This is a genomic window from Actinopolymorpha sp. B17G11 (genome assembly GCF_040196095.1).
Taxonomy (GTDB): Bacteria; Actinomycetota; Actinomycetes; order Propionibacteriales; family Actinopolymorphaceae; genus Thermasporomyces.
Window position 1 is genome coordinate 139,143 of sequence record NZ_JBEFTW010000003.1, and the last position, 13,802, is coordinate 152,944.

Consider the following 13,802-nt stretch of genomic DNA (forward strand, 5'->3'; position numbering starts at 1 on the left):
GCAGCGAAGCGAGGTCGCGCATGAGCCCGAAGAGTCGAGGTCGCCGGCGCGATCAGCGCCGTCCCACCGACCGCCGCCGTGCCCAGCGTCGTACCGCCGCGTCGAGCGAGCGAGTCGACCAGACGGCGGCGTTCGTCTCCCAGGTCCTCCAGGCGGCGGCGCAACTCACCACCCTGACGTCGCCACTCGAAGCGGAGGCGTTCGCCTCCAGTGTGGCGGGGGCGTGGTGGCAGCAGAGCGGGAACGCGGCGTACGGCCCCACACTCGTCGCCCGCGCCCAGCAGGCGGCCACGCCGGAGGCGGCGGCGCTCCTGCACGGTCTCGCCGCCGTCACCGAACCCGGCCTCGATGCGGCGGCCCGAGCCGCCCTCGACGACCTCGCGAAACACGACCTTCCCGCGCCGGCATGGGCGACGACGGTCGGGCGTGCGCAGGTGCGGGAGTGCTTCACCGTCGACGACGAGCTGGGAGATGCGAGCCAGGTCATCCTGTCCTATTCCTACGCCGACGAACCCGCGCACGCAGTTGTCGTTCTTGTCGACCACAACCTCGGCGGCATCGCCAAGGACATCTGGGTCACCGACGCGACTCCCCTCGTGGAGAGGGTCAGGGCGACGGCCGCCGAGGACCCCGGGCTGCTGCTGGCCGACGCCGATCCGGCCGCGCTCCGGCCGCTGCTCGCCGACGCGATGGCCGCGACCGACCAGGCGGTCGAACCGCCGGTGAGCGACAACTTCCCGCAGTTGCGTGCGCTGTTGCTGGCCCGGGTCCGCGCGTTGCCCGACGGCGGCACCCGACCCGACGTTCCGGCGTGGTCGGAGCAGGACCAGCACGACCTCGTCGCCGAGTTCGTCTCCTCGCCCGAGGCCGCGGCCCTGGCGGAGGAGGCCGATGCGCGAAGCGACGCGCTGGAGGCCATCGCCCTCGAGTTGGTGGCGTACGGAAGTGAGCACGACCGCGGGCGCCCGCTCCGGGTCAGCCCGACGAAGCTCGAGGTCTTCCTGCTCGGCTGGCTGCCCATGACCGGGCTGCTGGACAGAGGTTTCGCGAGCCACATGCCTGCGGTGCTTCCCGCCTGGGTGCGGTTCGCGGCCAGGCGTACCTCCCTTTCCGCCGAACCACTTGCCGAGACGTTGACGGCGGCGGAGACCTTCGCACCCCAGTTCGTCGAGGCGTACGACGATCCGGACCGCTGGGGACCCGCCCGGGTCGCGGTCGAGTCGATGCTCGCCGACATCGACCCGGAACGCGACGACGCCGACGAGGTCTTCGCCCGCCGGATGTTCGCGCTACCGGAGATTCCCGGGCCGGACTTCGACGCCGACGACGAGAGTTCCTTCCTCACGGTGACAGAACGGGAACATCCCGAGCACGCCGCCGTCCTTTCCGATCCGTCCGCCGACCCGGTGGTCGATGGCGTCAACGTCCGCCTGCAGGCGGCGACCCATGCCGCTGTCGCGCGGCAGCTGTGGTTCGACGATCCGCCCGAGGTGTGGACCACTGCGCAGCGCCTGCTCGACGCCGGCTACGACCGGCACAACATCCTGCATGCGCTCATGTACGTCCTGACCACGCAGATCCAACAGACCGTCGCGGCCGGAGCACCGGCGGATCCGGACGCCTACCGGGCCGCTCTCGACGCCCTGCCGGAGTCGTGGGAGAAGACGTTCGCGCACAAGGCCGGCGACTGAGGCATCACGGACCTGTGGATGGCCGGATGCTGTGGATGACGCGGCGCGCGACCTTGATCATCTGCGGCAGCATTGGACGGCATGACCCACGGGAGGAAAAATGACTGCTGTGACGCAGTTGCCCTACGGCCGGGCGTTCACCTGGGCCGATCTCGAGGCGATGCCCGATGACGGGCACCGTTACGAGCTCATCGACGGGGTGCTCATCGTGAGCCCCGCACCGCGCCCGCTGCATCAGCGGGTCGTCGCAGAAGTGACCACACTTCTGAGGGAAGGCTGCCCACCCGAGCTCGAGGCCCTGCCGGGGCCGGTCGACGTACGCCTCGCCGAGGACACGGTCGTCGAGCCGGATGTCATCGTCGCCCGGCGTGCCGACCTCACCGACCGGGGGCTGCTGCACGCCCCGCTCCTCGCCGTCGAGGTGCTTTCGCCCGGCAACCGGGGAGTCGATCTGGTCTCGAAACGGAACCGGTACGAGAGCAGCGGCTGCCTGTCGTACTGGATCGTCGATCCGGACATCCCCTCCCTGCTCGAGCTGCGGCTCCGCGACGGGCGCTACGTCGAGACCGCCCATGTCAAGGCCGACGAGGCCTTCCACACCGACGCTCCCTACGCCGTCAGCTTCACCCCCGCCGCGTTGATCTCCTGATCCCGCTGTCGGTCCCGACCGCTATCGTGCGAGGGGTGCCGAGCCAGATCGAGGCGGTCTTCGTACCCGCTGATCCGCCCCGCGCCGGCAGGCTCGCCCTGTGGCACACGACCGGTCCTGCTGCCGGTCACAGCGACGTCGACACGACCATCGAGGTGGTTGTTCCGGCCGGTTCGCGCGTACGCCGGTCCCAGGTGCCCGCTCGGCTGGTCCCGATCACCGACGCACTCGACCTGTTGGCCGCCGTACCCACCCAGGAGGCGAGCGTCTCCCTCCGCGCGTGGTCCGCCGCCGCCTTGGCGGGACTCGGCCTGGTGGCGCGCGGCAAGCTGGTGCCGTCCAGGAGCCCCGGCGGGTTCGGGGCCTGGCAGGTCGGACCACTCGAACCGTCCGACCGCGCCTGGGTCCGGGAGCTGGCGGCCGCGATGCCACCGGCCGCCCATGCGATACCGCTGCCCGGTACCCAGCCGGTGCGGTTGCCTGACCCGGAGGGGGCGGTGCTGGCGTTCTGGGACGCCATCGCCGACACCTTGGCTCGCGGCGGGCGCGACGGCAGTGAGGACGGTGACGAGCGGGGCGACGGGCAGGCGTCGACCGGTGTGGCGGCGTTCGCGGCGAGCGAACCCATTGCGTTGACGGGTGACACCGGCTGGCTCGACGAGATCGGCCAACTCGACCACGCGGGTGCTCGGCTGGTCCTGCGGATCGAACCGCCCGAGTGCCTTGACGCAGAGCTGGCTTACCCCGGCGAAGGATCGGCGACCACCGGTGCGGCCGCGCGCCCGAGTGACGCCACCACGGAGGCGCCCGCCGGCAGCGAGGACGCGCCTTTCCGAGGTGTCCTCCAGCTGCGCAGCGTCTCCGACCCCAGCCTGTTGGTCGACGTCGCCGACCTCTGGGACGCGCCCGCGGTCGTCCTCGACCGGCTGGGGTCGCGAGCCGAGTCGGATCTGCTGCTCTCCCTCCGCAGGGCCGGCAAGGCCTGGTCGCCGCTCAAGACCGCGCTCGAGGCCTCCCGGCCGACCGCGATCGACCTCACCGACGCCGACCTGGACGACCTGCTCTCGACCGGTGCCAGCGCACTCGACAGCGTCGGAGTCGAGGTGTTGTGGCCGAAGGACGTCTTCGGCGCCGGTCTGGAACTCAAGGCCCGCGCCACCGCCACCCCGACACCGGCGGGCGCAGGCAAGACACAGTTCACCCTGGCGGACCTGCTGGAGTTCCGCTGGCAGCCCACGCTCGACGGCGAGGCGCTGACCGACGACGAGATCGCGGCGCTCGCCGCCGCCAAGCGTTCGTTCCTGTGGCTGCGCGGACGATGGGTGAAGGTCGACAGCCACCTGCTCGACCGGCTCCGCCGGCGTACGCACGATCGGATCGGTGGCGCACAGGCACTCGCGGCCGCGCTCACCGGCGAGCTCGAGGTGGCCGGGGATCAGGTGGAGTTCACCGCCGACGGCCCGGTGGCCGACCTGGCCGAGGTCCTGTCTCGCGCCACCGGCGACCGGGACCTCGACCCGCCACCTGACCTGCAGGCGACACTGCGCCCTTACCAGCAACGCGGTCTGGCCTGGCTCGCCCATCTCACCGGGCTCGGTCTCGGTGGCTGCCTCGCCGACGACATGGGCCTGGGCAAGACCGTGCAGCTCATCGCGCTCCACCTGCACCGGCGCCCGCTCGGGCTCGGGCCCACGCTGGTCGTCTGCCCCACGTCACTGCTCGGCACCTGGCAGCGCGAGCTGGCCCGGTTCGCCCCTGACACACCGGTACGCCGCTACCACGGTGGCAGTCGCCGCCTCGATGACCTCGCGGACGACGAGGTGGTGCTCACGACGTACGGCGTGACCCGGCGCGACCATCCCCGGCTGGCCGAAACGCCATGGGGGCTCGTCGTCGCCGACGAGGCGCAGCACGCCAAGAACCCGCTCGCCCGCACCGCCCGCGCGCTGCGGTCCATTCCCGCCGCCGCCCGCGTCGCACTCACCGGCACGCCGGTCGAGAACCGACTGTCCGAACTCTGGTCGATCCTCGACTGGACGACTCCGGGGATCCTCGGGCCCCTCGAACGTTTCCGGCACCGGCTCGCGGTCCCGATCGAGCGCTACCACGATCCGGCGGCCACGGAACGGTTGAGCCGGCTCACCCGACCGTTCCTGCTGCGACGCCGCAAGTCCGATCCCGGCATCGCGCCGGAGCTGCCGCCCAAGACCGAGAGCGATGTGGTCGTCTCGCTGACGACCGAGCAGGCCACCCTCTACAAGGCGGTCGTCGACGAGGTGATGGCCGAGGTGCAGCAGGCCGAGGGCATCGCGCGCCGAGGGCTCGTGTTGGCGCTGCTCACCGCACTGAAGCAGGTCTGCAACCATCCGGCGCAGTACCTCCACGAGGCCGGACCGCTCCCCGCCCGGTCGGGCAAGCTGGCCGCCCTCGACGAGCTGCTCGACGTCATCCTCGCCGAAGGCGAGTCGGTGCTGATCTTCAGCCAGTACGTCGAGATGTGCCGGCTCCTGCAGGCGCACCTCGAAGCCCGCGGCATTCCACTACTGTTCCTCCACGGCGGGCTCGGCGCCCGGAAGCGGGAGCAGATGGTGGCGGCGTTCCAGGCTGGCGAGGCGCCGGTGTTCCTGCTGTCGTTGAAGGCCGGCGGTGTTGGCCTGACGCTCACCAGGGCCACCCATGTCGTGCACTACGACCGGTGGTGGAATCCCGCCGTCGAGGACCAGGCCACCGACCGCGCGTACCGGATCGGCCAGAACCACGCGGTCCAGGTGCACCGGTTGGTCACCGAGGGCACGCTCGAGGACCGGATCGCCACGGTGATCGACACCAAACGCGAGCTGGCCGACTCGGTGGTGGGCAGCGGTGAGGCCTGGATCGCCGAACTCAGCGACGCCGAGCTGGCGGACCTGGTCGCGTTGGGAGACCGACCGTGACTTCTACCCAGGAGCCGTGGTGGGCCGACCGTGACGAGGAGGACCACCGGCCGCCGGCCGCGCGTGGGCGTGGGAGTCGGCGGACGTTCGGGCAGTCCTGGTGGGGCGGGCAGTGGGTGAGTGCCCTCGAGGACCGCGCCGCACTCGATCCCGGCCGGCTCTCCCGTGGCCGTTCCTACGCCCGGCGTGGCGCTGTCGACCGGCTCACGCTCGCGCCGGGACTCGTCATGGCCTCGGTCCAGGGAAGCCGTGCCCTGCCCTACACGGTCACAGTCCGGGTGACGACGTTCGACAAGGACGAGTGGACGCGGGTACTCGACGCGATCGCCACCCAGATCGGCCGCGTGGCGGCGCTGCTCGACGGCGAACTCCCACCGGAGGTGGTCGATGACGTCGGCGGCACCGGTCTCGGACTGCTGCCGGGTCCGGGCGAGATCCAGCCGCGTTGCTCCTGTCCAGACGTCGGGGATCCCTGCAAGCATGCCGCAGCGGTGTGCTACCTGATCGCGGATGCGATGGACGAGGACCCGTTCGCGGTCCTGCTCCTGCGCGGACGGCCTCGTGGCGAGGTGTTGTCGGCGCTGCGGGCCCGTCGCGCGTCTGCCACACCCGGGAGCGGACGTACGTCCGACGACGACGCTGCGGCGACGGTGAGGTCGGGCCGCGCCGGCGACCTCGCCGAGGTCGCTGGCGTCGTCGCCCGGGACGCCTACGCGCGGTCGGGCGATCCCCGACCGGCCGTCCCGGTGCCGCCGCTGCCACCGGACCGGCCGAGCCAGCCGGTCACCGTCGCGGTCGATCCCCCGCCGGGGTCCGGCATCGACCCGGAGGCGCTCCGCCTGCTGGCCGCCGCTGCCGCCGAACGGGCGTGGCGGCTCGCTACCGCCGACCCACCGGGCCCTCAGTCGCCCTGACCACGAACAGCGCGGTCGACTCCCGTCACCGTGGGAAGGACGAACGAACCGTTCGCCGTCTCGGGGCACGCCCGAAGGTAGCCACGGATCCGGGCAAGGACCTGTGCGCGTTCGTCCTCGGCCATGACGATCAGCGACGATCGGGTCGCCGTCCGTGCCACGAACGCCTCGGACGTCAGCTGCTGCGGCGACGCGAACTCGGCGCGCTCGACCGAGTCGAACGGCTCATGCCCCGCCAACGTGCTCTGGTCCTCCTGCCAGGTCTCCAGGTCCCTGGGGAGCTCCGACACCTCGGCGAGCCCGGCGACCCAGGGCACGCGTACGTCCTCGAGGTTCCACAGTGCACCGACCACTCCACCGGGTTTCAGCACCCGGGCGATCTCAGCCATCGCCTGGTCCATGTCGAACCAGTGGAACGCCTGACCGGCCACCACCGCGTCGACGCTCTGGTCAGGCACCGGAATCCGCTCTGCGCGCCCGCTCAACGTCTGGACCCGCGGCAGCCTGCGGCTCAGTTCGGCGAGCATCGCCGGATCGGGCTCGACGGCGAGGACCTCCGCCCCTTGTGCCACGAGAACCTCGGTGAGCTTGCCCGTGCCCGCCGCGAGGTCGAGGACGGCGAGCCCGCGCAGGTCGGGGGAACCGCTGTCCGTCACCGGGTCCAGCGCCCAGCGCACGGCCTCGACCGGGTAGCTCGGCCGGTTCTCGGCGTACGCCTGGGCCTTGGTGCCGAAGGCCGTCGCCCGGTGGGGTGCCTCGGCGCTGCCGCCACGTTCGTTCCCGATGGTCTCCACGCCCGTCAACGTATCCGAGCGGCGTCGGCCGTCAGGACCGGGCGCCGGCGGCCGTGGCCCGACGTACGACCTCGAACGAGACGACGGCCGCGGCGCTGGCTACGTTCAGCGACTCGACCGCGCCCGGCATCGGGATGCGTACCCACTCGGCGACATGGCGCCGGACGTCTGCGGTGACACCCGTGGTCTCGCTGCCGAGGACGAACGCCACGTGCGAGGGAAGCGGCAGGTCGAACAGCGTGGCCGGAGCGTCGGCGGACAGGCCGACCAGCGCGTAGCCCGCCTCGACCAGCCGTTCGGCCGCGTCCGCAGCCGTCTCGCTGCGCAGGATGGGCGCCCGGAACGCCACGCCGGCAGACGCCTTGACCACCAGTGGATCGATGCCGGCGACCCCACGATGCGGTACGACGATGCCGTCCAGGCCGGCGGCCGTGGCTGTCCGCAGGATCATGCCGACGTTCGCCGGCGTGGTGATCCCGTCGAGGAGCAGGAGGGTCCGCGGGCGTTCGTGGTGCCGTCGGTCGAGCGCCCCGGCGAGGGACCGCATCTGTGGGGCGACCACGTCGGCCAGAACGCCGTTGTCGTGACGCGGGCTGCCGGACAGCAGCGAGATCCGCGCGGGCGGGACGCGGACGACCGGAATCCGCCGCGCCTCCGCCGTCGCCACGATCTCGCGAACGGAGGGCCCACGCGCGCCCTCGGCCACCATCACCTTGTCGATCGTGAGTCCGTCGTCGGTGAGGGCCGCGAGAACCGGCCGGAACCCGTACACCGTCACGAACCGGTCCTTCGGCGACTCGTCTTCCCGCACGCCCGCAAGTCTCCCCTGCGGGCCGAACGACGCTCAGGCCGACCCGCCCCGTCCCCTGCTACGCCTCGAGGGGGAGGCGGACCGGCTGACCGGTCTCGACCGACTGGTACGCGGCGAACGCGATCTCGGTGGCGCGGTAGCCGTCCCAGCCGTCCGGGCTCGGCGCCCGGTCCTCGCGGATCGCGGCGATGAACTCGGCCACCATGCCGGCGTCGGCATTGGACCCCCATGGCACCTGCGCCACATCCTGACCACCGCTGCGTCCCGGCCCGTCGTGGTAGGACGTCAGCGTCTGGGCGAACGCGTCCGCGGTCGCCACGCCGTCGTCGCCGACCAACTCGAGCGTCACGCCGCCCCAGGTGGTGAAGGACTTCGGCCGGCTCCAGCTGCAGTCGATCGTCGCGACCGTCCCGTCGGTGAACGTCACGGCGATGTTGCCCGCCGTCTCGACCGGCAGGTCGGGGTAGAGGATCCGGTTGGTCTGGGCGTAGACCTCGACCGCCTCGCAGCCGAGAATCCAGCGCATCAGGTCGGCCACGTGGACGGTGTGGTCCATGACCGCCCCGCCGCCGGCCAGGTCGGGATCGACGAACCAGCCACCCGGCATGGTGCCCGGGTTGGTGCCCGCGATGCCGTGGATCCGGCCGAGCGCGCCCTCGCGCGCCAGGCGTTCCAACCGCGCGATGGGCAGGGAGAACCGGACCGGGAACGCCGTCATCAGGCGTACCCCCGCTGCCTCGCAGGCCGCGATCATGGCCTTGCCGTCGGCGAGTGACGTGGCGAGCGGCTTCTCGCAGAGCACATGCGCGCCCGCCGCGGCGGCCTGCTCGGTGAGGACCCGGTGGCCGGCGTTCTCCGAGCAGATGACGACGCCGTCGGGGCCCCAGTCGAGGAGTTCTGCGTACGACGACACGAACGGAATCCTGTTCGTGTCGGCGATCCGCTTGCCGCGCTGGGCGTCCTCGTCGGCGACCCGCAGCTCGATGTCGGGCCGGCCGGCGAGCAACCCGGCGTAGCCGGCGCCGTGCAGGTGGGCGAAGGACAGGATTCCCAGCTTCAGCGGCCGCTGTTCCGGTGCGGTCGTCATGACGTCGCCACCTCCACCTGCTCGGACAAGGACTGCGCGGACGAGGGAGCGCTGCCCTGATACGGATCGGGACCGACCGGCAGCTCGATCGCCCGCCCGGTCTCGGCGGACTCCACGGCGGCAAGGGCGATCGCGAGGGCAGCGCGGCCGTCCTCGGCGCTCACCCGTGGTGCCGGCCCGCCGCGCATCGCCGCGAGGAACTCGCGGAGCTCGGCGGCCCAGGGATCCTCGTCGAGCATCATGCCGGCCGAGCGGGCCAGCTCCGGCGGCGCCGTGCGGAGAGCGGCCCGCTGGTCTGTGGCGTACTCCAGCAACCCCTCGCTGCCGGCCAGCTCGAAGCTGGTCCGGAACGGCACGCCGGTGCGGGCCCACGATGCGGTGAGGTGCGTGATCGCGCCGCTCGCGTGGGTGAGGATCGCGTACGCATGGGTCGCGCCGTTCTGCGGTCCCGACGGTCGGAGGGTGCGGGCGTAGACCCGGACGACATCGCCGGCGATCCACCGGGCGTAGTCGATGTCGTGGATCATCACGTCGCAGATGATCCCGCCGGACCGGACCATGTCGTGGTACCAGCGGTCGGCACCAGGCATGCCACCCTCCCGGCTGAGCCGGAGCACCGCCGGTTGCCCGATCCGGCCGGTGGCGACCGCTGCCTGCGCGGCGGCGTACTCGGCGAAGAACCGCACCACCTGGGCCACGTGCAGCTGCACGCCCGCGTCCCGTGCGGCCGCGACCAGCTCGTCCGCCTCCGCGACCGTGCGGGTCAGCGGCTTCTCACACACCACCGCGCGGCCAGCTCTGACGGCGGCGAGCGCGAGGGTGGCATGGCTGTCGGTCGGCGTACAGACATCGACCACGTCGACGGCGGAGTAGAGGTCGTCCAGGTCGGCGTGGACGACGACGCCGAGCTCGTCGCGGGCGCGGTCCCTCGCCTCCGCGACGCCGTCGTAGCCGTGCACCTCGACACCCAGCCGGCGCCAGCCGGCGATGTGGATGCCTCCGATGCCGCCCAGTCCGACGACACCAACGTGTGAAACCTTCACCGGAGCGGTTCCCTTCGCCCGAGAATTTTCGTACGACCATATGCCTAACGTCCCGGCGCCCTCGTGGGAAGCCCCGTCCACAGCCCGGAATGCCGCCCGCGTGATCTTTTCCGCAGCGGGATCATTCCTCGGCGGCGGCTCCGGCGAGGCGGGGCAGGCGGGCGAGTACGCCGGGGAGCGGGCCGACCGACACCACCCCGAGCCGCCGGGTCGCCCGGGTCACCGCGACGTAGAGGTCGCCCGCCCCACGCGCGGACTCCGCCAGGACGCCGGCCGGATCGACGACGATCACGGCGTCGAACTCCAGCCCCTTCGCCTGCGCCACGGTCAGGACCGCCACCCGGGAGTCGAGCACCGACGCGGTGCCGCCCGCGGCCGTCCCCGGTGCGAGAGGCCCGAGCGCGGCCGTCACCTCGGCGAGTCGCGCGGACGGCACGACGACGGCGACCCGTCCGGCTCCGGCCAGGTCCTCACCGTCGTCATGCGCGGCCGGGTCGGTGACCGCGCGCAGTTCCGCCGCCACCAGGTCCGGGAGGACACCGGCCAGTTCGCCCGCGTCGACCTGCCGGCTCCACGGCGGCAGACCGTTCCGCACCGAACGCGGCGGCTGCAGCCCGGCATCGATCGCCGCGAGTATGTCGCCGGCGAGGGCCATGATCTGCTTCGGCGTGCGGTAGTTGACCGTGAGGCGTTCGGTCCGCCACCGGCCGCCGGCGTACGGATCGAGGGCGTCCGCCCACGACGGCGCTCCCCCGGGCGCGCTGGCCTGCGCGAGGTCGCCGACGACCGTCATCGACCGGGCGGGACACCGCCGGATGACCATCCGCCACGCCATCGCCGAGAGTTCCTGCGCCTCGTCGACGAGCGGACACCATCTCGGCGACCGGGCCGATGTCGTCCGGGGTGGCGGCGAGCTGTCCGTACTCCGCCTGCATCTCCATGGTCGCGCGGACGTAGGCGAACTCTTCCGCCGCTGTCTCGCGCTGCCGGACGGCGGCGCTGGTCGCTCCGGCGATGGTCGCGTCGAGGTCGCCGAGTCGCTCCGCGGCCTCGTCGAGCATCGGGACGTCGGCCGGCGTCCACGGGTGCCCGGGTGCACGGACGAGGGCGGCCCGCTCGGCGGCGGTGAAGTCCGGCGCCGCGGCGTCCAGGCGTTCGGGGGAACGGAAGAGATCGGTGAGGAGCTCCTCCGGGGTCAGCTCCGGCCAGAGGTCGTCGAGCACGTCGTGGACAGCGGGCGACGAGCGGAACTCCTGGCGGATGTCTTCGACGTCAGCGGGGCCGAGCAGCTCGGCGCCCAACCTCGCGACACCCTGCGCCGTGAGGTCGTCGAGGATCTCCCTGACGAAGTGGCGCCGCATCCGGTTGTGCTGGTCCTCGCCGGTTTCCAGCGACCGCGCTCGCACACGGTCCCGCGCGCGGCGACAGACCTCCACCGTCAGGGTGTACGCCTCTTTCTCCACGACGATCTCGAGGTCGGTGTCAGGCACCCGCTGGCGTTGGCGTACCGCGGTCGCGAGGACGTCAGCCATCCGCTGGTCGCGCTTCACCCGTTCCGTTTCGGCGGGCTCGTGCCCGGTCGCGACGACGCCGGGATACAGCTCGCCCACGGTCGCCAGCACGGCCTCGGTCTCGCCGAGTGACGGCAGCACCTGGTCGATGTAGCGCATGAAGGTGAGGTTCGGGCCGAGGATGAGCACTCCACGCTTGGCCAGTCGGGTGCGATGGGTGTAGAGCAGGTACGCCGCCCGGTGCAGGGCCACGACCGTCTTGCCGGTGAGCCTGACCCAGGCGCATACTCGCCCTTTCCCGAAGGGCATCGAGACGGTCGTACAGCATCGAGACGTACTGCTGTTCGGACGCGATCTCCGTCGACAGTTGAGTTGACGGAGAACTGGAATTCGCGGTATTATTTGTCTCGTTCATTTCTCCTGCCGAATGCTGATCAAAAAGCTTGTCCTTTGAATTCGCGAACGAAATTCCAAAGATAACAAGACCTTCGGCGGTTCCGCCAGAAAATGGCGAGACGGTTATCGCACAAATCCTTTCGAGCGCCGCGCCAGGTCCGAGATCGGCTGCGGAAAACCTGCTGGGCGGGTGTCGCTCGCATCTGGTAGGCATTGGCTCGTGATGACAAGCAGGACGCGATGACCGTCCAGATGCAGCCGCTCGGTGCCGACGCGTGGACTCACGTGGTCCGGATCATCGAGATGTCGTTCGGCTCCGACTGGCCGGCAGACGAGCAGGATGTCGATCGGGCCCGGTTCGAACCCGACCGGAGCATCGGCGCCATGGACGGCGACGAGGTGGTCGGCCACACCTGCGCCTACTCCTTCACGATGACGGCGCCTGGTGGGCCCCTCCCGGTCGCGGGCGTCAGCATGGTGGGAGTCCTCCCCACGCACCGGCGACGCGGCGTGCTGACCGCGCTGATGCGCCAACAGCTGACGGCGCTGCACGAGACCGGGGCCGAGGCGGTGGCCGCGCTCACCGCGTCCGAACCCGCGATCTACGGCCGGTTCGGTTACGGACTGGCGTCCGAGGTCGCTTCTGTCGAGATCCCACGGGCCCACCGGTCGCTCCGGGCCGTCCCCGGATCTCGCGAGGTGACCCTGCGGTATGCGGACAAGGACAAGGCGCTCGACCTCTGCGCCGACCTGCGCGAACAGATCGTCGCGACCCGGCCGGGAATGTTCAGGCACACCGAGCCGTGGCGCCGCGGTGAGGTCGCCGACCCGGCAAGCATTCGACACGGTGCGAGCCCGTTGCGGTGCGTCCTCGCCGAGCGTGAGGGGCGAACGATCGGCTACGCCTACTTTCGTACGAAGGCATCGTGGAGCCAGCGCGGCCCGGACGGTACGACCGTGGTCGAACGGGTGCACGCCACCGACCCCGCGTCCTCCGCAGCGCTGTGGGGATTCCTGCTCGACCAGGACCTCGCGTCCACGACAACCCACCGCCGCCTCGCCGTCGACGACCCGCTGCTCTCCCTCCTCGTCGACCTCCGGCAGGCGCAGCTGAAGATCCGTGACGGCCTGTGGGCCAGGCTGGTCGACGTCGGTCGTGCGCTGGCCTCGCGTACCTATGCCACACCGGTCGATGTCGTGGTCGAGGTCCGCGACGACTTCTGTCCATGGAACTCCGGCCGCTGGCACCTTGCGGGTGACGCGACCGGGGCCTCCTGCGGAAGGGTCACCCGCGAGCCGGACCTCGTGATCGACGTCGTCGACCTCGCGGCGGCGTTCTTCGGCCGGCCGGTTCTCCACTCCCTCGGAGCCGCGGGTCTCGTCGACGAACGCACGCCCGGCAGTCTCGCCGCCCTCGACAGGGCGTTCCGCCACGACCCGCTCCCCTGGCTCGACACCCCGTTCTGACCCAGGCCCTGTCCTGCTACCCGGGCAGGGCAGGGACGACGCCGGTCTTCTCGTACGCGGCAAGCATCGCGATCCGTCGGGCGTGGCGCTCCTCGGCGGAGAAGCCGGTCGTCAAGTACGCCTTGACAAAGTGCGTCGCTTCGTCGGGCGTGTGCATGCGGGCGCCGATCGCGAGCACGTTGGCGTCGTTGTGCTGCCGGGCCAGCCGAGCGGTCTCCTCGCTCCAGGCCAGGGCGGCCCGCACGCCAGGGACCTTGTTGGCCGCGATCTGCTCGCCGTTGCCGGAGCCGCCGAGGACGATGCCGAGACTCCCGGGCTCGCCGACGACCGCCTCGCCGGCGCGGAGGCAGTACGGCGGGTAGTCGTCGTCCGGGTCGTACGTCACCGGTCCGTGGTCCACGACCTCGTAGCCGTTGTCGGCGAGCCACCGACCCAGCTGCTGCTTCAGCTCGAATCCCGCATGGTCCGATCCCAGGTGCACACGCATGAGGCAGAGTCTGACAGCC

The 13,802-nt window shown here is 71.5% G+C and carries 12 protein-coding genes; 6 read left to right on the forward strand and 6 right to left on the reverse strand.

Features of this window, described 5'->3' with window-relative positions; all coding sequences use genetic code 11:
- Positions 1-20: 20 nt before the first annotated feature.
- The 4 genes from ABN028_RS04820 to ABN028_RS04835 all read left to right on the forward strand — a co-directional run bounded on the left by ABN028_RS04820 (position 21) and on the right by ABN028_RS04835 (position 6,187).
- Positions 21-1,691, forward strand: coding sequence for a hypothetical protein (locus ABN028_RS04820; protein ID WP_349695761.1), 1,671 nt, complete (start codon positions 21-23; stop codon positions 1,689-1,691).
- Between the two features lie 100 nt (positions 1,692-1,791).
- On the forward strand, positions 1,792-2,340 hold the full coding sequence (locus ABN028_RS04825) for a Uma2 family endonuclease (protein WP_349695762.1): 549 nt from the start codon (positions 1,792-1,794) through the stop codon (positions 2,338-2,340).
- Positions 2,341-2,375: 35 nt separating this feature from the next.
- Positions 2,376-5,273, forward strand: coding sequence for an SCO1167/SCO6262 family helicase (locus ABN028_RS04830; protein WP_349695763.1), 2,898 nt, complete (start codon positions 2,376-2,378; stop codon positions 5,271-5,273).
- The gene (locus ABN028_RS04835; protein ID WP_349695764.1) at positions 5,270-6,187 is read left to right on the forward strand and encodes an SWIM zinc finger family protein; all 918 of its coding nucleotides are present in this window, start codon (positions 5,270-5,272) and stop codon (positions 6,185-6,187) included. The genes ABN028_RS04830 and ABN028_RS04835 overlap by 4 nt, the downstream gene beginning before the upstream one ends.
- Here the strand turns inward: ABN028_RS04835 and ABN028_RS04840 are convergent.
- Genes ABN028_RS04840 through ABN028_RS04860 form a run of 5 tightly spaced genes read right to left on the reverse strand, consistent with a single transcriptional unit; the run spans position 6,175 to position 10,715 of the window.
- Entirely contained in the window at positions 6,175-6,981 is an 807-nt protein-coding gene (locus ABN028_RS04840) for a class I SAM-dependent methyltransferase (protein WP_349695765.1), read from the reverse strand. The two genes, ABN028_RS04835 and ABN028_RS04840, sit on opposite strands and share 13 nt — an antisense overlap.
- 31 nt (positions 6,982-7,012) lie before the next feature.
- Positions 7,013-7,792: a TrmH family RNA methyltransferase gene (locus tag ABN028_RS04845; protein WP_349695766.1), complete on the reverse strand. Its 780-nt coding sequence runs from the start codon at positions 7,790-7,792 to the stop codon at positions 7,013-7,015.
- 58 nt (positions 7,793-7,850) lie between these two features.
- Positions 7,851-8,879: a Gfo/Idh/MocA family protein gene (locus tag ABN028_RS04850; protein WP_349327580.1), complete on the reverse strand. Its 1,029-nt coding sequence runs from the start codon at positions 8,877-8,879 to the stop codon at positions 7,851-7,853.
- On the reverse strand, positions 8,876-10,003 hold the full coding sequence (locus ABN028_RS04855; RefSeq protein ID WP_349327579.1) for a Gfo/Idh/MocA family protein: 1,128 nt from the start codon (positions 10,001-10,003) through the stop codon (positions 8,876-8,878). The genes ABN028_RS04850 and ABN028_RS04855 overlap by 4 nt, the downstream gene beginning before the upstream one ends.
- 40 nt (positions 10,004-10,043) lie before the next feature.
- The gene (locus tag ABN028_RS04860; RefSeq protein WP_349695767.1) at positions 10,044-10,715 is read right to left on the reverse strand and encodes an ATP-binding domain-containing protein; all 672 of its coding nucleotides are present in this window, start codon (positions 10,713-10,715) and stop codon (positions 10,044-10,046) included.
- Between the two features lie 22 nt (positions 10,716-10,737).
- Between ABN028_RS04860 and ABN028_RS04865 the strand changes: the two genes are divergently transcribed.
- Together ABN028_RS04865 and ABN028_RS04870 are read left to right on the forward strand one after the other, a co-directional pair.
- A complete protein-coding gene (locus tag ABN028_RS04865) occupies positions 10,738-11,565 on the forward strand; it encodes a hypothetical protein (protein ID WP_349695768.1) in 828 nt (275 codons plus the stop codon).
- A gap of 504 nt (positions 11,566-12,069) precedes the next feature.
- The gene (locus ABN028_RS04870; protein ID WP_349695769.1) at positions 12,070-13,296 is read left to right on the forward strand and encodes a GNAT family N-acetyltransferase; all 1,227 of its coding nucleotides are present in this window, start codon (positions 12,070-12,072) and stop codon (positions 13,294-13,296) included.
- Positions 13,297-13,312: 16 nt separating this feature from the next.
- Here the strand turns inward: ABN028_RS04870 and ABN028_RS04875 are convergent, their stop codons facing one another.
- A complete protein-coding gene (locus ABN028_RS04875) occupies positions 13,313-13,783 on the reverse strand; it encodes a ribose-5-phosphate isomerase (RefSeq protein WP_349695770.1) in 471 nt (156 codons plus the stop codon).
- Positions 13,784-13,802 lie beyond the last annotated feature (19 nt).